A 16,839-nucleotide genomic window follows, 5' to 3' on the forward strand; every position below is an offset into this window, starting at 1 on the left:
CGTTTCAGCACAAGACTAATTTCTTTCCCGTATCCGCTTTCTGACGGCCTTTAGGGGCTGTTCGATCAGGTATACCATGCTGGCGGAAACAAGTACCGCTGCGATATATATAATTAGCATGCTCCCGACATCGCTTTTTATGAGAGACAAGCCGGTTGCCGTCAGCAGGATCGCAACTTGCCAGTGAACTAGAAAGAGGGGGTAGGATATGTCGCCTAGCCATGTGCTCCAGCGGCCAAGCTGGGTGTCTGCGACAGAATAGAGAAATACAGCAACACTGATGCTTTCGCTGTAATGAAGGAACATCAAGAGGGTTTCGGACGTTAAGACTGAGCGCCAGGGAACAATCGGGAGGGTCACGCAGCATAGAAATGCAAAATCTCCCCAGATTTTTGACGGCGTCGTTTTCCGTCGTTTCCCTAGAAAATATGTGGCTGCGCCGAGGGCGAAACACAGGGAAACACCGAATACGCTGTTGTATATTAGATCACCAGGTGACAACGACGGGTTTGCTATACCCAGAAGATATGCACCACACACCAGACACGTCAGAATCGATAGTTTGAGCCACTTGATGGTTATTTGTTCGGACCGGGCCCCAACAAAGAACAAGAAGATATAAAAATATATCTCGATGGCTGTGCTCCAGGCTGGTGGTGCAAATCGGATGGGACTGGATACAGGGATGCCCAAGTGCAGCCCCATAATAGAAATATTCGTAAGGACCCACCCCATTTCGGTTTCAGGGTCGGGCAATCGGATCACATTATTCCAGTAGGCCGCTTGATCAGCTGCCAGCCACGCGAGAACAGCTCCAAGGCCAGCTGCCACGAAATAGGTGGGATAAAGACGCCAGAAGCGGTTCACGAAAAAATCTCGCATCGGACTGGATTTCGCGTAATAGCGTTCGTTCAGGACCTTGGTGATCAGATAGCCCGAAAGGGTATAAAAACCGAATACAGCAAAAGGACCAGCGTTCGGAAAATAGTAGCTCCCAGTGTGGAAAAGGACCACATAGGAAGCCAATATGAAGCGGAGCAGATACTGCATTTCCTGTTTGATCCGGAATTAATGAACAGGCTGAACTTGCTAATCGTTTAGGCGGCCAGAATGAACTTTATGACAGGAACCGGGGCGCGGGCATACCCTCAAAATTCTCTGATTCTGAATTTAGGTACCTGCCAGACCGGCGGGAAGAAAGCGTGTTTCTCAATTTATGGGTTGGTTTCTGGGCGTGTGAGCACTAGATATAGCTCCAAACATTGGCACCGAACAGGAGGCATCCATGTCGACCACCAGTAAAGAAGTCACTGTCGACGCGCGCCCAAAGCGCCAGCAGACCGCGAAGAATATCGCCGCGCGCAAAGGCGACACGCCAATTGTATGCCTGACAGCCTATATTACGCCAATGGCGGCTCGGCTTGATCAGCACTGCGATTTGCTGCTGGTTGGCGACAGCGTGGGCATGGTGCTTTACGGCCTAGATAGTACGCTTGGCGTGGACCTTGAGATGATGATCCGTCATGGTCGCGCCGTGTGCCGCGGCGCCAAACAGGCGCTGGTGGTGATCGACATGCCATTCGGATCCTATGAGGAATCGAAAGAACTGGCTTTTCGGAATGCGGCCCGCGTTCTGTCAGAAACCGGGGCAGGGGCAGTCAAGCTGGAGGGCGGCGTTGAAATGTCAGAAACCGTTCGATTCCTGTCTCGTCGTGGCATCCCGGTGCTTGGCCACGTTGGCTTGATGCCGCAGTCTGTGCATGCACATGGCGGCTATGGTGCCCGCGGACGTAGCGTTGATGAATGGGGCCCTATTATCGAGGATGCCAAGGCCATCGCGGAGGCAGGCGCTTTCGCTGTGGTTCTTGAAGGCGTGGCAGAGCCGCTTGCACGTAAGGTAACGGAAGAGGTTTCTGTTCCAGTGATCGGCATCGGGGCATCCAATGCCTGCGATGGCCAGATTTTGGTGACGGAAGACATGTTGGGGCTCTTTGCCATCAATCCAAAGTTTGTGAAGCGATTCGCGGAAATTGGACGGGATATCGAAGGGGCAATCGCTGAATACGCCGATGAAGTGCGCAACCGCACCTTCCCGGGCGAAGAACATACCTACAAGATGCGCGGCGCGAACAGCTGACCGGGTGAAACCAGCAGCTATCTGCCGAAAAATAACCACAATCCGCTGTTCATTAGCGAAGAAGCGTCTTTGAGGCCATCAAGGGCGTTTCTTGGTTTGCGTCCATGGGGCGCTTTGGCTATGGTAGCGGCCAATTATCGGGCCTTGCCCAAAAAATGGATTAAACCGAGCTGTCCCGAGTTGTTGGATGGCCTTGTCTGGGGAGTTTGGCGTGTCGGACATTAATTCCGATCTGATCGCACAGGAAGTTGACGACGAAGTCCGTCGTGAGCGAATGAACCTTCTTTGGAAGAACTACGGTAAATATGTTATCGGCGCAGCCGTTGGCATTGTATTGGTTGTTGCCGGCCGCGAAATCTATAATTGGCGGGTTTCCTCCATTGAGAGTCAGCATTCTGAAGCTTTCCAGGCTGCGATGGAAGCTTCCGAGGTTGAAGGTGCCGATGCGGTTGCAATCTGGCGCGAAGCAATGCCGAAACTTGGCGGCGGCTATGTAGCTCTTGCGCAACTGCGCCAGGCCGCAGCGCTCGTTGATGGTGGCGACGCTTCAGGCGCTATTGCCACATATGATGCACTGGCAGCCAGCGATACAGGCTCTGCTGCACTTCGTGAACTTGCGACGTTGAAGTCTGCTATGTTGATGATTGGCCAGAATGATCTGGACGCCGCACGCGGCAAGCTGGCGACCATCGCTGTAAAAGGCAGGGCATGGTATTTCTCTGCCCAGGAACAGTTGGCACTCATTGACCTGCAGCAGGGTGACAATGACAGCGCGCTGGTTAAATTCACTCTCCTCGCAGATGACGCAGAGACGCCACGCACCATTCAGGCCAGAGCTAGCCAGTTCCGTACATTCATCGAGGCCCAGCAGTTTGCAGCTGCTGCAACCTCAGCCGATACAGAGACTGCACCAGAGGCAGAAGAGGCAGAAAACACAGCCAGCGAGGGAGATAGCCAGTGAGCACACCGGCGCGTGTAATTATCAAGTCAGGCCTGATCCTGACCACAGCTTTCGCTTTGTCTGCTTGCAGCTGGTTCAAGAGCGAGAAACCCAAACAAAAGTATGATGACGAGGGTAGGGAGCGTATTGCCATTCTTACGTCGACCCAAACCCTGGATGCTGATTCTGCGATTAGTGGACTGCCCGTCGTACTGCCTCGACCCTATGCCAACAGCAACTGGGCTGTTGAAGGCGGTAACCCAAGCCACACGCCGCAACATGTTTCATTGGGTGACAGCCTTTCATTGGCATGGCGCCGTGATATCGGCCCCGGTAACGAGAAGTACCGCCGTATGGTGACCGGCCCGGTTGCTGCCGACGGTAAAGTTTTCGCCGTCGACGTTAAAGGCGATGTTACCGCTGTTTCACTATCGGACGGACGGACACTTTGGAAAACAGAGATTGGTACCGACGAAGAGCGCAGCAAAGTCGGTTTTGGTGGCGGCGTTGCCTACGCAGGTGGCGCGCTGTATGTGACATCGGGTCACGGCATTGTTGTGGCGCTTGACGCATCCAATGGCCGTGAACTTTGGCGCTATAGCGGCTTGGTACCGTTTCGCGGCGCACCGACCGCAGGGGGTGGCCGCGTATATGCTGTGACACATGATAACCAGATGCTGGCACTGGACGCTGATGACGGCAGTCTTGTTTGGGACCAGGTTGGTATTGCGGAAAGCGCCGGTATGCTTGGCTCTGCCTCTCCCGCCTTTGATGGCGCGACGGTTGTAATGGCGCTGTCTTCGGGAGAGCTGATCGCACTCAGGGGCGGGAACGGAAGGATTTTGTGGCAGGATGCCCTGTCTTCCTCTCGTCGTCTTACGCCGCTGGCAACGCTTGCCGATATCGACGGCAACCCGGTGATCGACCGCGGCAAGGTATATGCGCTCAGTCATGCCGGTAGTATGGTAGCCATTGACATGCGGACCGGTGAACGTTCCTGGGAAGCGGATGTGGCGGGCGTCAACATGCCCATTATTGCAGGTAACTTCGGCTTCCTTGTCACGATTGACGGGCAGGTAATCTGTGTTGCCCTCGGGGATGGTCGTATCCGTTGGGTTACCCAGATGCAGCGCTTCCAGGACCAGGAAAAACGTCGCGATTTGATCAAATGGAATGGCCCTGTGCTCGCTGGCGACCGATTGTTGGTGACAAGTTCGCACGGCTATGCCATGAGCGTGTCGCCATATACTGGCGAAGTCCTGAGCGGCATCAAGCTGCCCGCCGGGTCCTCAACACCGCCAATCGTTGTGGACGGTACCTTTATTGTGCTGACAGACGCTGGCGAACTGGTGGCCTATCGTTGATAGGCCACTTCTAACAGAAGTTAAAAGACCATGACCTTCACAATTGCCGTTGTTGGACGCCCCAACGTGGGCAAATCGACGCTGTTCAACCGATTGGTTGGCAAGAAGATTGCTATCGTTGACGATACGCCGGGCGTTACGCGCGACCGCCGCGAAGCGCAAGGCTCCATTGCTGATCTTGAGTTCACAGTGTTTGACACGGCCGGGCTTGAAGAAGGTGAACCAGGATCGTTGTCTGACCGGATGCGCCGCCAGACCGAACGCGCGCTCAAGGAAGCCGACATCGCGCTGATGCTATATGATGCCCGCGCGGGCGTTACTCCAATGGATGAGCATTTTGCCCAGTGGCTTCGACGCGGTGACAAGCCTGTAATTCTTGTTGCAAACAAGTGCGAAGGCAACGCTGTTGTTGACGGTATCTATGAGGCCTACACCTTGGGCCTTGGCGAACCGATTGGCCTGTCTGCGGAACACGGCGAAGGGCTTGCGGAATTGTATCGCGCCATTGTTGACAGCCTCAAGGAGGTTGGCATTGATCCTTATGAGGATGAGGCAGACGCAGACCACGCGCAGGAAGCTCATGATGTCGACCTTGGCCCTTCCGAAGGCGACCTGGAGTATGAATTCGTCGACCGCGAGGCGGAAAGCGAGGAAGAGCGTCCGCTGAGGCTTGCGATTGTTGGGCGACCGAACGCAGGCAAGTCCACGCTGATCAATGAGCTTGTCGGTGAAGACCGTCTGATTACCGGCCCCGAAGCCGGCCTGACGCGCGATTCCATTGCCGTTGACTGGGAATGGGAAGGCATGCCTGTTAAGCTTTTCGATACGGCTGGCCTCAGGAGGCGCGCACGCATCACCGAGAAGCTCGAAAAGCTCTCGGTTGGCGACACTCTAAGGGCCGTACAGTTCGCTGAAGTTGTCGTGCTGCTCTTGGATGCCGAACAAGGCATTGAAAAACAAGACCTGAAAATTGCAGAGCGCGTAGTGAATGAGGGTAGGGCTCTTGTTATTGCCCTCAATAAATGGGACGCGGTTGACGACCGGCTGGGTTCCCAACGCCAGCTGATGGATGCATTGACCCGCAGCCTGCCGCAGCTCAAGGGCGTGAAAGTGGTGAAATTCTCGGCTCTTACCGGCAAGGGGATTCAGCACTTGATGCCTGCTGTTGAGGAAGCCTACGAGGTTTGGAATGCACGTGTACCAACGTCCGCTTTCAACCAGTGGCTGGCTGACACGCTTGAAAAACATCCCGCACCATCTGTCGCAGGCCGCCGCATCAAAATCCGCTACGGCGCGCAGATCAAGACACGCCCACCAACCTTCCTGATGTTCTGCAATCGTCCTGACGATTTGCCGGATAGTTATAAGCGGTATCTGGAAAATGAATTGCGTCGCGACTTCAATTTGCCTGGGACGCCGATCAGGATCATCATGAAAAAGGGTGCCAACCCATACGAGGGGCGTCGGCGGAAGCGCCAGTAGGGCGCTTTGCCATAGCCAATCAGGCAGGGCCGCTTTCCTTTTGACGCGGCCCCAGTTCCCCTTATAGTTATGCCCATGATAAGGCATTCAATCATAGGCCTTTTGGCCATTCTGACTTGCGCGTGGGCTGTGGCTGCGCAGGCCAAAGAACCATTGACAAAAATTACCTTTGCAACCGACTGGAAGGCTCAGGCGGAGCATGGTGGCTTTTATCAGGCGCTGGCAAAGGGTTTTTACAAATCGCGCGGCCTTGATGTGACCATCCGTCCAGGCGGCCCGCAAACCGACAATCCACGCCTGATGGCCGCCGGAGCCCTTGATATAGCCATGGCATCCAACAGCTTTCAGCCAATCAACTTGATTGCCGCTGGTGCTGACGTGAAAGTGGTGATGGCAGCCTTCCAGAAAGACCCGCAGGTGATGATGGTGCATCCGCACGTGGTGGCCAGCGGGCTTGCTGACCTCAAAGAACGCCCGGTTTTCCTCGCTGATAGCGCCATCGCGACGGTCTGGCCGTGGCTGAAGGCCCGGTTTGGCTATGCAGACAAGGACATTCGCAAATATACCTATTCCCTGGCGCCATGGCTTGCTAACCCGGAAACAGTACAGGAGGGGTATGTCTCATCCGAACCGTTTACTGCGGAGCAGGCGGGCGTGGCACCAAAAGTATTCCTGCTGTCCGATGCGGGGTATCCAGGGTATTCAGCCATGGTGATGGTGCGGGGTGACTATATCGCCAGCAACAAACCTGTCGTAGCTGCCTTTATTGCGGCATCCATCGAAGGCTGGCGTGACTATCTGTGGGGTGACCCAACACCTGCTAATAACCTGATTCTAAGGGATAATCCTGAAATGACGCCGGCGTTGATCGCTAACGGCATTGCGGTGATGCGCCGAAACCAGATGGTTGGCGATCCCGATAGTATCGGGCAGATGAGCCATGCCAGATGGCAGCAATTCTACGACGAAATGTCTGGCCTGGGTATTCTTGAGAAAGGCTTGGATGTTAAGCGTGCCTATACCCTTGAATTTGTAGATCCAGAGAACGTCAACTGATGCTCAGCGTATCCAAGCTTTCATTCGCCTATGAGGGTGGCGCTCAAGTATTGGACGATGTCAGTTTTGACCTCAAAGAAGGTGAAATTGTATCGCTCCTTGGGCCGAGCGGATGCGGAAAATCCACGATTCTCAGGCTGATAGCTGGCTTGATTGTGCCACAAAGCGGTTCGATGAAATGGAAGGATGGCACGACGCCAGAGACCGGTTTTGTTTTTCAGGACGCTGCCTTGATGCCTTGGGCGACGGTGACGGAAAACATCCACCTTCCCCTGAAGCTGAGAGGCCAGGAACTGGCTGAAGGCCATTTGAACCGGCTCCTTGCGTATGTCGGGCTTTCAGGCCTGGAAACGCGCTTCCCGCAGGCACTATCGGGTGGGCAGCAGATGCGGGTTTCGATTGCACGGGCGCTGGCTGCCGACGCAACGCTGCTATTGATGGACGAGCCTTTCGGCGCCCTTGATGAGATACTGCGCTTTCGCATGAATGACCTGATGCTGAAGCTCAAGGCAGAACAGGGCTGGTCTGGCCTGTTTGTGACCCACAGCATTTATGAAGCGGTCTATCTGTCTGACAGGATATTGGTGATGGATACAGGTCGGATCGCAGGTGAGGTCACTCCTGGACTTGATCGATCGCTCGAAGCACAGGATCAGAGGTCCTCCCAAGCCTTCCTTGATGCCGCGCGCCAGGTTGGCGCCCTCCTGGAGGCCGGGAGCATGGAAAATGCGTAAAGTGATCCTACCCTTGCTGGCTTTTACCTTGATGATCTTTTTGTGGAGGTTTTTGGTAGAACTATATGAAATACCTAAGTTTATTCTTCCCATGCCTGAGGCAGTGGCAGCGTCATTCTGGGAGAATTTCGGCAGCTTGATGGCAGCCCTGCTTGAAACCCTTCGGGTTACTTTTACGGCGCTGGCTGGCGCTATTGCGAGCGGTGTTTTGTTGGCACTGCTGTTTTCCTTGTCGCGCTCCTTCGAGATGACTGTTTATCCCTTTGCGGTTGTGCTTCAGGTAACGCCGATCGTGTCTGTGGCGCCCTTGGTGCTTATCTGGGTCGGGATAGATCATGTTGATCGCGCGCTTGTCATCATTGCCTGGCTGGCAGCGTTTTTCCCAATTTTGGCGAATATGTCGGCAGGGCTCAGGAGCGTGGACCGACACCTTGATGATCTTTTCACCCTCTATGGTGCCAGCCGCTGGCAACGCTTCTGGCGCCTATCGTGGCCCACTGCGCTGCCTTATCTGCTTGCAAGCCTGAAAGTAAGCGGCGGATTAGCGTTGATTGGCGCCGTAGTGGCAGAATTCGTTGCTGGATCCGGCGGCGCGACGGGGCTTGCGTGGCGCATTCTTGAAGCAGGCAACCGGCTGCAGGTTGAAAAGATGTTTGCTGGCTTGTTACTTCTGAGCCTTGCGGGCGTGGCTATTTTTTATAGCTTTTCCGTTCTCGAATGGGCTGTGATGCGAAAACGTCGCTAGCGATACAGGACTGCGTCCCTGAGGTGCTCGGCCGACTGCACTATCGTCTTTGCCTCATCTGGCGTGAGTTCGCTTTCATCCAAAGCCTGTACCAGGCATTCTAATAGCGCATCAAAATGCTCGTCGGTCAGTTTCCGCTTCATTACCAATCCCTTGTGGGCTTGCCGCATATAGTCATGTGTGCCTTGGTTGGTTTCCATCAGCAAAGAAGAAAAGAACCAGACTTGCTTTCTTTTCAGGGCGTTGACATCTGGGTCTTTGAAAAATTCGGAGATTAAAGGGTTTGCGACCAACAGGTCATAAAAACGCGAAACAACTTTGTCCAATTTGTCTGTGACCTTGACGGACATTCCGGCAGTCATAAATGTCTCCACAATACTAGACCCCATTGTATTATAAGCAGATAGAGGAATGCGGCACAATGTCTCTTGCCCTTTGGACCTAATGGCGCTAGCAAACCGGCATGATGTTTCAAACAGAAGATAAAGACCGCCGCGCGGTAGGTCGCTGGCTGCTGTTCATGGCCTTCATGGTGTTTGCCATGGTGGTTGTTGGCGGCGCGACAAGGCTGACAGAATCGGGCCTGTCGATGGTTGATTGGCGCCCTGTAACCGGGGTTTTGCCGCCAATCGGTGACGATGCCTGGCAAGCAGAGTTCGCGAAATACCAGCAAAGCCCGGAATATAAGCTCAAGAACTATCACATGAGCGTCGAGGACTTTAAAGGCATCTTCTATTGGGAATGGGGGCACCGCCTGCTTGGTCGCCTGATCGGCCTGTTCTTCTTTGTGCCCATGGTGTGGTTCTGGGCCAAGGGTAGGGTGCCAGACGGCTATAAGCCACGCCTGGCCGCTTTGTTCGTGCTGGGCGGCCTTCAGGGGCTGATGGGCTGGTACATGGTCATGTCCGGCCTTGTGGACGAGCCGGCGGTCAGTCATTACCGCCTGACAGCGCATCTTTCGCTGGCGCTTCTGATCTTCGCCGCGCTTTTCTGGACCGCGTTGTCTCTTTTGAACCCCAAACCCGCGGGCGGCACGCCGCTGCTCAAGCGCCTGACCCACACAGCCATGCTTGTTCTGGTGCTGCAACTGGTGATGGGCGCGCTGGTCGCGGGGCTGAAGGCGGGACACATCTTCAATACATGGCCACTGATGGGCGAGACCTTTGTGCCAGAAGGCCTTTGGTTCATGGAGCCTTGGTGGCTTAACATGCTGGATAACGCCATCACGGTGCAGTTTGACCACAGGATCGGCGCTTATGTGCTTACCATTCTCGTTGTAGTCATCGGTTTTATGGCGCAAAACGCCCCGCGAGAGACAAAAAACGCAGTTTACCTCTTGATCGGAGCGGTAGGCGTGCAGATGTTATTAGGCATCATAATGCTTCTGAAAGAAGTACCGGTCAGTTGGGGTACGGCCCACCAAGGTGGAGGCGTGCTCGTGCTGGCTGCAATAATAAATCTGATGCATAAACAGCGAGGGAGGATCGCCAAGTGAGCGACCATCAAGAAAACCAGCAATCAGAGTATGTCACCATCTATGTGATGGCCGAAAGCGAGGACGTTGCGGTTCATATTTCCACGGCACTTGTGAAAGAGCGCATTGTGGCCTGCGCCAACGTAAACTCGGGCACGCGCTCTATTTATGAGTGGGACGGCATTATTCAGTTGGAAAATGAAGTGACCATCTTCATGAAAACGGCCCGCAGGAATGCGGAAAAGGCTGTAGCTCGCATCAAGGAACTGCACAGCTACGAAGTGCCGTGCATTACTGTGATGCCAATCGTTGGCGGAAACGCCGATTATATGACCTGGATCGAGCGCCAGATCGACTAGCCTGATAGGCTATTTCAACCACAAGTTATAGAGGGCGGCGCCGTCATCGCCGCCTTCGCCTATATGCAGCGTGCCGCCTTCCAGGATCAAGGCACGACCGGATCCCTTGAGGTCCCACAGGCTTCCTTTCAGAAACACGTTCATACCCCATTGGATGCCGTGGCGCTCAGCCTTGGCGGGCAGGGCGTATTTCACCCAGGCTTCGCCTTCAGTGATCTTGCCTATATCCGCCTTCCAGGCGTCGCCCGGTGGGGCGTCATTCAGGTATCCCTGCCAGGGTGCGTCCCACATTGTGTCTGTCAGGAAACTGGGCACCAGCAATAGTTCGACCCCTTCGCCTGCCATATAGCTAGTGGTGTCATCAAACCAGCTGTCAGCGCAGATCATGACACCGAACTTGTAGTCAGCCAGCGAGAAGGTTGGCAGGAATTCGGGCTTTGATCCCGTCGTAAAGCCGGTTTCAGACGGGATGGGATGAACTTTGCGGACGGCGTCTTCTTGCGGCACGCCGTCTGGACCGAACACAAAACCTGCGTTAAAGATGGGCCCATGGCCGTATGACAGGCTGTCGGGGTAAACGCCGGGCGTCATGAGCGCGCTTGACCCCGCAACAAGGGTAATGTCGTATTTCCTTGAAAGCGCACCATAGACTTTGAGCTGGGCATCAGCCGATGCGCGCGTCCGGGTGCGGATCAGCGCCGCGGACGTGTTATCTGGATCATCGAAGATAAACAGGTTCTTGAGGAACTGTGGCAGGTTATGGGTGATGATCGGCAGCATGGCCTCGGAACTGCTGGAGGCGTCATAGACACGGTTGCCTTGACCCGCTGCCAGAAGCCAGGTGCCTATATGCTCTGGCAACAGCACAATAGTGCCGGGCTTGAGCCAGCCTTTCTGCTTCGCCGCAGCCAAATAGCCGTCGATCTTGGCCTGGAATCGGTCGGGAGTCGCATAATCCAGTGGCTCCATATAGGGCTCGATGCCCACAACATTGCCGCTGCCTGTGTCGGTCCCGTAGCTGGCGGTCACCTTAAGGTGCAAGGCGGGTGCTTCCGACAGATTGGGCTTTAAGCCAGGCCAGAACAAATAAAAGCCGGCGGCCACAAGGACCGCCAGCGCTATCAGTTTCTTTTTGTGACGCTTCAGCATGGATGAAGCCTATCAGTCGTCCGCGAGGCGTACCACCTGTTTGCCAAAATTCCGCCCCTTCAGCACGCCCATAAAGGCTTGAGGTGCGTTTTCAATGCCATCGGCCACGCTTTCGCGGTACTTGAGCTTGCCTTCCTTGAGCCAGCCTGCGCCAACCTGGATCCATTCCTTACACAGGTCAGGATAATTGAAGACGATAAAACCCTGCATCTTCACGCTACGGCCAACCAGGATAGCGAGGTTGCGTGGGCCGGGCGGCATGTCTTCCAGTTTGTTGTCATAGACGGCGATCATACCGCACAGTGCTACTCGAGCGTTGAAGTTCAGGTTGTTGATCACAGCTTCAAGCTGGGGGCCGCCGACATTTTCAAAATAGACGTCAATGCCGTTCGGGTTGGCGGCACGCGTGGCTTTATGGATATCCGAGGTCTTATAATTGAAGGCTTCATCAAAGCCCAGTTCGTCCTTCAGGTAGGCGACCTTGTCATCAGAGCCTGCACTACCGGCAACATGACAGCCCATGTTCTTGCCGATCTGGCCGACGACCTGACCGACAGCGCCTGATGCGGCAGAGACGAACAATTGCTCACCTTCTTTGAGTTCCGCCACGCCCTTTAGGCCCACATAGGCTGTCATGCCCGGCATGCCAAGGATACCAAGATAGTAGGAGAGGGGGGCGAGATCAGGATCAACCGGCTGGAAGCCTTCGCCGCCCGTAACCATATAGTTCGCCCAAAGGCCCATGCCTGTGAGGTAGGTACCCTCTGGGAACTTGCCACCATTGGATTTGACGACCTTCGCCACGATGCCCGCCTGCAGCGGTTCGCCTATCTGGAACGGCGGTACATAGCTTTTCATATCATTCATGCGGCCACGCATATAGGGGTCAACCGACATGTAGATGGTTTGTAGAAGCATCTCGCCTTGGCCGGGCTCCGGCACCGCGGCTGTCGCCAGCTCAAAGTTTTCCGGTATCACCACGCCGTCTGGCCGGCTGGCGAGAAGGATTTGTTGGTTTTCCATGACTGTGCTGTCCCCAAGTTTGGATGTTTGACTCGTTCCTGATATGGGTCAGCCATGAAAAGGGGCAAGGGAAGGTCATAAAATGATGGGGTATTTAATTACCGTTTTATTAATTCATTGTTTTTACTTAATAAAATTGCAAAAATGGCTGAAAATAGCTGTTGACTAGCGGTGAAATCCGCATATATTGCCCGCCACGAACCGAAGTGCGGGTTTTGTCCCGCTTTTAAGGTATTGAGAGTTTAACACCGGTTTACCGGTAACCGAGGCAAAATTGCGATGAAAACATATTCCGCAAAACCTTCGGAGATCGAGAAGAAATGGCTCGTTGTAGACGCAGAAGACGTAGTTCTGGGTCGTCTGGCACAAGCCGTTGCAGTTGTTCTCCGTGGCAAGCACAAGCCAACTTACACGCCGCACATGGATTGCGGTGACAATGTAATCGTCATCAACGCTGAAAAAGTGAAGCTGACCGGCAAGAAGCTTGCTGACAAAGTTTACTACCGTCACACTGGCCACCCAGGTGGTATCAAGTCTGCTACTGCAGGCGAGATCCTGACTGGCCGTTTCCCAGAGCGCGTTATTGAAAAAGCGATCGAGCGTATGATCCCTAAAGGTCCGCTTGGCCGTCAACAAATGCGCAACCTGCGTGTATACGCCGGTACTGAGCATCCACATGCCGCACAAGAGCCTCAGGTTCTCGACGTTGCTGCAATGAACCCGAAGAACAAGAGGTAAGCGACATGGCCGATCTTCAGGACCTTAAAGAACTGACCGGCGAAGCAGCTGCTGTTGCCGCCGACGTTACCGAAGAGCGCACGCCGGTTGTTGACGACCTTGGTCGCTCCTATGCCACTGGCAAGCGTAAAGACGCTATTGCCCGCGTTTGGGTTAAGCCTGGCTCCGGTAAAGTGACTGTAAACGGTCGCGATCAGGAAACTTACTTCGCACGTCCAACGCTGCGCCTGATCGTTAACCAGCCTTTCCAGGTTGCTGGCCGCGAAAATCAATATGATGTTATCGCTACCGTTAAAGGCGGCGGTCTTTCCGGCCAAGCTGGCGCGGTTAAGCACGGCATCTCCAAAGCGCTTCAGCTGGCCGAGCCTGAGCTGCGTGCTGCCCTTAAGGCTGCAGGCTTCCTCACTCGCGACAGCCGTGTGGTTGAACGTAAGAAATACGGTAAAGCAAAAGCTCGCCGTTCCTTCCAGTTCTCCAAGCGTTAAGCGTTACAGAGTTTCTGTTTCGAGTATTTGTACCGAGTACCAAACAATATTGTTCAGAGTTCAAAAGGCTGCCCCACGGGGCGGCCTTTTTTGTTGCTTCCTTCATTTCTTTTCAGATAGTGATAGTTCTACATTAAGAGATAATTCATATTGGGGGTACCATGAGAAACATAGCGGTCATTGCAGCGTTGCTGATTGGGTTGTCAGCAGCTGTTGCTGCTGATGAATTTGAAGAAAAAGCACTGCGTATCATTGAACTTGACAACACCACGCAACCGTCTATCGACATGATGGATGAGATGATACGCTCTCTGCAGCCCATGATGATTAACCAAATGTATCAGGATTTTACTGATCAGGGTAAAGCAGTGAAACGCGAGACCGTTGTCAAATTGGTCAACGAGTGGCGTGAGTTAGTGATTGTCGAGTTCAGTGAAAAAATGACGCCATTGTTGGTCAAAGAATATCGAAAGCATTTCAGTGTCGAAGAGATGGATCAAATGATCCAGATAATGGAGACGCCAGCTTATCAGACCTTTTCAAGCAGAACGCCAGAGATTATGAAGTCTGCCGGCGATGCTGGTGAACGTCTAGGGCAGGAACTTGGGCAAAAAATAATGTTGGATCTTCTGGAGAAATATCCAGATCTCCGATAGCCATGATACGTTGGCAGAAAAAGCCGCCCTACGGGGCGGCCTTTTTTGTTGTCTGTCTCTAGCGCAGCAAAGAGAAATAGAGGATGCCGTCCAACAGGTTGGTCTGTCGGAATCCTACTTTCTCAAGCACTCCGATAGACGGAATAAGATCTGGCAGGGTAGTTGCTGTAACAGCCGTGACAGACGGATCCGCAAATGCGTGATCCACAAGAAGGCCGGTCATGCGTGTTGCAAAGCCTCGTCTGCGATAGGGCTCCAGAATGCTATAGCCGATCTCGACCTCACCGTTCTCATCCGGCTGTTCTTTGAAGCCGCCCAGACCAATCGCGTGACGCTGGCCGCCTTCGTGTAACAGCACATAGTAGAAGCCCCAGTCTGCTGTCTGAGCGCCCGCGGGGATTAGGTTCAGCGCATGGCGGAAACTGTCGTCGTCGTTAAGGTCCGGCGGCCAGTAGGGTGGGGCTGCATCGACATCGAGAATGTTGAACACCGCTGGCGGGTCATTCAGCTCTGCCTGCAGTAGGTTTCTGCTCGCGGGAACCAAGGTTATGGTTCCGTCGGTCGGAGTAGATGGATGTTTGGTCATTGAAGTATCCTGAAAATGTGCGACTGAGTAGGCAAACACAAAAAAAAACCCGGCCAAGGCGGCTTATGCTTGCATTGCTATTTCAGTGCCTTTCAGGCAGTCACAGGCGATCCAATTCGCTGATATTGATGACTCAGTATAGCGAAGCTCTGCCGCTAGGCCAATAGCGCCGCTAGTGATGATCGTGGCCGCAATGCGGGTCGCCACATGCGTGACCCTGCTTAAGGTATTTCTGCATTTTTTTCAAAAGCCGGTCCCGTTTCATCTTGGAAAGATGGTCCAGATAGGTACGGCCATCCAGATAGTCCATCTCATGCTGGATCACGATGGCAAGAAATCCCTCTGCCGCCAGTTCCTTCCTGGCACCGGCTTGATCCAGGTATGTGAGCTTGATGGCGTTGGGCCGTGTGATTTCGGCCGAAATACCGGGGAAACTTAAGGAAGCCTCCTCATTGGTTGACATCTCTTCAGACGCCCAGGTGATTTCCGGGTTGATGCACACAAGTGGATCACGGTTTCCTTCTGGCTGGATGTCCACGACAATTATGCGGTGCAAGAGTCCAACCATATTGGCCGCGATGCCGATACCGCGATTTTCATACATAGCATCAAGCATGTCAGCGGCGAGGGACTTGATTTCATCGGTCACGTCGGCAACGGGTTCTGCCTTTTTGCGAAAAATCGGGTGGGGTGCGGTGACAATCTGAAGATGGGCCATTGGTCTCATTCGCTCACTGGTTTTGATAAGGCTTCCAGATACGCCTAAAGCTGGCTTGGTGGAAGAGAAATCTAACTGGCAGCAATTTGTGGATAGCCTCTTAACATAAAATTTATAAAAACCGCTGACATATGGTGTCTTACAACCTTAAGATATCCAGACATTTGGACGCTGTTGAGAGTATATTATGTCTTCTTTTCCGAGAGATATTTCATCTAAAATCCAGCATTCGCTGGCGGAATTTTCTATTGCCGAGGTCAATAGCGGCAATAAAGATCTCCTGGGCCGGGATGCTAGTTGGCTTTTTGCCTATGCCTACAGGAACGTCTCAATTGGCGGCGTGCCGGTGCGGGCCGACCTCTCGCCCAGTGATATGAAGCATCTGCTCCCTGACGTGATGATTCTCGAACCTCAGATGGACGGCGACACGCTGACAGACATCAAGGTCCGCCTGACCGGGTCGCGTATGTCGGCCTTCTATGGCCCCGTTGTTGACGGCAGCCTGAGAACACTCAACAGCGCAACGGCTGTGGATCGGGGCTTCAAGTGTGTTGCAGCTGTCCTTGCGTCCGGACAGCCGGTGCTGGGGCATTCGGTCAAAATGTCGGCGGACCTACCGTATTTCCAAGTCACGCTGTTGTTCATCCCGCTGCTTGGCGAAAGCGGCTCTATAGATCAGATTTTGGTGCATTTCTCGGCAGTGCCAGAATAACGAAAAAATGTGATCACATTTTTGTTGCTTATACTCACGCCTTCCAGCACATTGGCGCTCTAATGCCATATAGGGAGGATAGCCAATGGCCGGAGTATCGATTGTCTCATTTGATTCTGTCACGCCTGAACGGGAAGAGGGGCTCCCGGACAGCAGTAAATTGATTTCAGGCACGCCGCTTCAGGTTACGGAAAATGTCTTTGAAGGCGCATCGGGAAAGTTCTTCACAGGATATTGGTCATCAGCTGCCGGAAAGTGGCACGTGAACTACGACGGTGAAGAGGAGTTCTGTCACATCCTGGAGGGTGAGATCGAGCTGACTAGCGAAGATGGGGATACCCAGCGTTTCAAGGCTGGGGATAAATTTGTCGTACCCGCTGGTTTCAAAGGGACCTGGGAAACGATTGAGCCCTGCAAGAAGCTTTATGTCATTGCGCTTGTTGGGTAAGGCTTTCGCCATCAGATTGAAATAGCTCCGCCA

Annotated in this window: 20 protein-coding genes; 14 read left to right on the top strand and 6 right to left on the bottom strand. The window is 53.8% G+C overall.

Features of this window, described 5'->3' with window-relative positions; all coding sequences use genetic code 11:
- Nucleotides 1-15: 15 nt before the first annotated feature.
- The gene (locus tag KORM41_RS05795) at nt 16-1,050 is read right to left on the bottom strand and encodes an acyltransferase family protein (RefSeq protein ID WP_068145910.1); all 1,035 of its coding nucleotides are present in this window, start codon (nt 1,048-1,050) and stop codon (nt 16-18) included.
- A gap of 235 nt (nt 1,051-1,285) precedes the next feature.
- Between KORM41_RS05795 and panB the strand changes: the two genes are divergently transcribed.
- From panB to KORM41_RS05830, 7 genes are all read left to right on the top strand, one after another.
- Entirely contained in the window at nt 1,286-2,137 is an 852-nt protein-coding gene (gene panB / locus KORM41_RS05800; protein WP_068145915.1) for a 3-methyl-2-oxobutanoate hydroxymethyltransferase, read from the top strand.
- Nucleotides 2,138-2,348: 211 nt separating this feature from the next.
- A complete protein-coding gene (locus KORM41_RS05805; RefSeq protein ID WP_068145918.1) occupies nt 2,349-3,098 on the top strand; it encodes a tetratricopeptide repeat protein in 750 nt (249 codons plus the stop codon).
- Entirely contained in the window at nt 3,095-4,441 is a 1,347-nt protein-coding gene (locus KORM41_RS05810; RefSeq protein ID WP_068145921.1) for an outer membrane protein assembly factor BamB family protein, read from the top strand. Before KORM41_RS05805 ends, KORM41_RS05810 begins: the two co-directional genes overlap by 4 nt.
- A 30-nt stretch (nt 4,442-4,471) precedes the next feature.
- Nucleotides 4,472-5,923, top strand: coding sequence for a ribosome biogenesis GTPase Der (gene der, locus KORM41_RS05815; protein ID WP_068145924.1), 1,452 nt, complete (start codon nt 4,472-4,474; stop codon nt 5,921-5,923).
- A gap of 153 nt (nt 5,924-6,076) precedes the next feature.
- Nucleotides 6,077-6,979 (top strand): ABC transporter substrate-binding protein, encoded by a 903-nt coding sequence (locus tag KORM41_RS05820; protein ID WP_231727162.1) that lies wholly within the window; start codon nt 6,077-6,079, stop codon nt 6,977-6,979.
- Complete coding sequence (locus KORM41_RS05825; protein ID WP_068145931.1) at nt 6,979-7,713, top strand: ABC transporter ATP-binding protein; 735 nt, start codon at nt 6,979-6,981, stop codon at nt 7,711-7,713. Before KORM41_RS05820 ends, KORM41_RS05825 begins: the two co-directional genes overlap by 1 nt.
- Nucleotides 7,658-8,458, top strand: a complete 801-nt coding sequence (locus KORM41_RS05830) for an ABC transporter permease (protein ID WP_231727168.1) — start codon at nt 7,658-7,660, stop codon at nt 8,456-8,458. The genes KORM41_RS05825 and KORM41_RS05830 overlap by 56 nt, the downstream gene beginning before the upstream one ends.
- On the opposite strand, the gene KORM41_RS05835 is transcribed toward KORM41_RS05830, so the two are convergent.
- A complete protein-coding gene (locus KORM41_RS05835) occupies nt 8,455-8,820 on the bottom strand; it encodes a truncated hemoglobin (RefSeq protein WP_068145937.1) in 366 nt (121 codons plus the stop codon). The two genes, KORM41_RS05830 and KORM41_RS05835, sit on opposite strands and share 4 nt — an antisense overlap.
- A 104-nt stretch (nt 8,821-8,924) precedes the next feature.
- Here KORM41_RS05835 and KORM41_RS05840 point away from each other — a divergent pair, with 104 nt between their 5' ends.
- Both KORM41_RS05840 and cutA read left to right on the top strand, forming a co-directional pair.
- Nucleotides 8,925-9,953: a COX15/CtaA family protein gene (locus KORM41_RS05840; protein ID WP_231727163.1), complete on the top strand. Its 1,029-nt coding sequence runs from the start codon at nt 8,925-8,927 to the stop codon at nt 9,951-9,953.
- Nucleotides 9,950-10,291, top strand: coding sequence for a divalent-cation tolerance protein CutA (cutA, locus tag KORM41_RS05845; protein ID WP_068145943.1), 342 nt, complete (start codon nt 9,950-9,952; stop codon nt 10,289-10,291). Before KORM41_RS05840 ends, cutA begins: the two co-directional genes overlap by 4 nt.
- A gap of 9 nt (nt 10,292-10,300) precedes the next feature.
- On the opposite strand, the gene KORM41_RS05850 is transcribed toward cutA, so the two are convergent.
- Both KORM41_RS05850 and KORM41_RS05855 read right to left on the bottom strand, forming a co-directional pair.
- The gene (locus KORM41_RS05850; protein ID WP_068145946.1) at nt 10,301-11,440 is read right to left on the bottom strand and encodes a nitrilase-related carbon-nitrogen hydrolase; all 1,140 of its coding nucleotides are present in this window, start codon (nt 11,438-11,440) and stop codon (nt 10,301-10,303) included.
- Between the two features lie 12 nt (nt 11,441-11,452).
- Nucleotides 11,453-12,463 carry an NADP-dependent oxidoreductase gene (locus KORM41_RS05855; protein WP_068145948.1) on the bottom strand — a complete coding sequence of 337 codons (1,011 nt, stop codon included), beginning with the start codon at nt 12,461-12,463 and terminating at the stop codon, nt 11,453-11,455.
- 279 nt (nt 12,464-12,742) lie between these two features.
- Here KORM41_RS05855 and rplM point away from each other — a divergent pair, with 279 nt between their 5' ends.
- From rplM to KORM41_RS05870, 3 genes are all read left to right on the top strand, one after another.
- A complete protein-coding gene (gene rplM, locus KORM41_RS05860; RefSeq protein WP_068145951.1) occupies nt 12,743-13,201 on the top strand; it encodes a 50S ribosomal protein L13 in 459 nt (152 codons plus the stop codon).
- Nucleotides 13,202-13,206: 5 nt separating this feature from the next.
- Nucleotides 13,207-13,686, top strand: a complete 480-nt coding sequence (gene rpsI / locus KORM41_RS05865; RefSeq protein ID WP_068145954.1) for a 30S ribosomal protein S9 — start codon at nt 13,207-13,209, stop codon at nt 13,684-13,686.
- A gap of 161 nt (nt 13,687-13,847) precedes the next feature.
- Entirely contained in the window at nt 13,848-14,342 is a 495-nt protein-coding gene (locus tag KORM41_RS05870) for a DUF2059 domain-containing protein (RefSeq protein ID WP_068145956.1), read from the top strand.
- Nucleotides 14,343-14,400: 58 nt separating this feature from the next.
- Here the strand turns inward: KORM41_RS05870 and KORM41_RS05875 are convergent, their stop codons facing one another.
- Both KORM41_RS05875 and def read right to left on the bottom strand, forming a co-directional pair.
- Complete coding sequence (locus KORM41_RS05875) at nt 14,401-14,928, bottom strand: GNAT family N-acetyltransferase (protein WP_082719782.1); 528 nt, start codon at nt 14,926-14,928, stop codon at nt 14,401-14,403.
- Between the two features lie 172 nt (nt 14,929-15,100).
- Nucleotides 15,101-15,646: a peptide deformylase gene (def, locus tag KORM41_RS05880; RefSeq protein WP_156431909.1), complete on the bottom strand. Its 546-nt coding sequence runs from the start codon at nt 15,644-15,646 to the stop codon at nt 15,101-15,103.
- A gap of 187 nt (nt 15,647-15,833) precedes the next feature.
- Here def and KORM41_RS05885 point away from each other — a divergent pair, with 187 nt between their 5' ends.
- Nucleotides 15,834-16,358: a PAS domain-containing protein gene (locus KORM41_RS05885; RefSeq protein ID WP_068145963.1), complete on the top strand. Its 525-nt coding sequence runs from the start codon at nt 15,834-15,836 to the stop codon at nt 16,356-16,358.
- Nucleotides 16,359-16,443: 85 nt separating this feature from the next.
- Nucleotides 16,444-16,806 (top strand): cupin domain-containing protein, encoded by a 363-nt coding sequence (locus KORM41_RS05890; RefSeq protein WP_068145966.1) that lies wholly within the window; start codon nt 16,444-16,446, stop codon nt 16,804-16,806.
- Nucleotides 16,807-16,839 lie beyond the last annotated feature (33 nt).

The organism is Kordiimonas lipolytica, assembly GCF_001550065.1.

What these genes read in the sequence shown, in the direction of transcription:
- KORM41_RS05795 (WP_068145910.1), bottom strand. Translation starts at nt 1,050, where the DNA reads ATGCAGTATCTGCTCCGCTTCATATTGGCTTCCTATGTGGTCCTTTTC.
- panB (WP_068145915.1), top strand. Translation starts at nt 1,286, where the DNA reads ATGTCGACCACCAGTAAAGAAGTCACTGTCGACGCGCGCCCAAAGCGC.
- der (WP_068145924.1), top strand. Translation starts at nt 4,472, where the DNA reads ATGACCTTCACAATTGCCGTTGTTGGACGCCCCAACGTGGGCAAATCG.
- KORM41_RS05825 (WP_068145931.1), top strand. Translation starts at nt 6,979, where the DNA reads ATGCTCAGCGTATCCAAGCTTTCATTCGCCTATGAGGGTGGCGCTCAA.
- KORM41_RS05830 (WP_231727168.1), top strand. Translation starts at nt 7,658, where the DNA reads ATGCCGCGCGCCAGGTTGGCGCCCTCCTGGAGGCCGGGAGCATGGAAA.
- KORM41_RS05835 (WP_068145937.1), bottom strand. Translation starts at nt 8,820, where the DNA reads ATGACTGCCGGAATGTCCGTCAAGGTCACAGACAAATTGGACAAAGTT.
- KORM41_RS05840 (WP_231727163.1), top strand. Translation starts at nt 8,925, where the DNA reads ATGTTTCAAACAGAAGATAAAGACCGCCGCGCGGTAGGTCGCTGGCTG.
- KORM41_RS05850 (WP_068145946.1), bottom strand. Translation starts at nt 11,440, where the DNA reads ATGCTGAAGCGTCACAAAAAGAAACTGATAGCGCTGGCGGTCCTTGTG.
- KORM41_RS05855 (WP_068145948.1), bottom strand. Translation starts at nt 12,463, where the DNA reads ATGGAAAACCAACAAATCCTTCTCGCCAGCCGGCCAGACGGCGTGGTG.
- rplM (WP_068145951.1), top strand. Translation starts at nt 12,743, where the DNA reads ATGAAAACATATTCCGCAAAACCTTCGGAGATCGAGAAGAAATGGCTC.
- rpsI (WP_068145954.1), top strand. Translation starts at nt 13,207, where the DNA reads ATGGCCGATCTTCAGGACCTTAAAGAACTGACCGGCGAAGCAGCTGCT.
- KORM41_RS05870 (WP_068145956.1), top strand. Translation starts at nt 13,848, where the DNA reads ATGAGAAACATAGCGGTCATTGCAGCGTTGCTGATTGGGTTGTCAGCA.
- KORM41_RS05875 (WP_082719782.1), bottom strand. Translation starts at nt 14,928, where the DNA reads ATGACCAAACATCCATCTACTCCGACCGACGGAACCATAACCTTGGTT.
- def (WP_156431909.1), bottom strand. Translation starts at nt 15,646, where the DNA reads ATGGCCCATCTTCAGATTGTCACCGCACCCCACCCGATTTTTCGCAAA.
- KORM41_RS05885 (WP_068145963.1), top strand. Translation starts at nt 15,834, where the DNA reads ATGTCTTCTTTTCCGAGAGATATTTCATCTAAAATCCAGCATTCGCTG.
- KORM41_RS05890 (WP_068145966.1), top strand. Translation starts at nt 16,444, where the DNA reads ATGGCCGGAGTATCGATTGTCTCATTTGATTCTGTCACGCCTGAACGG.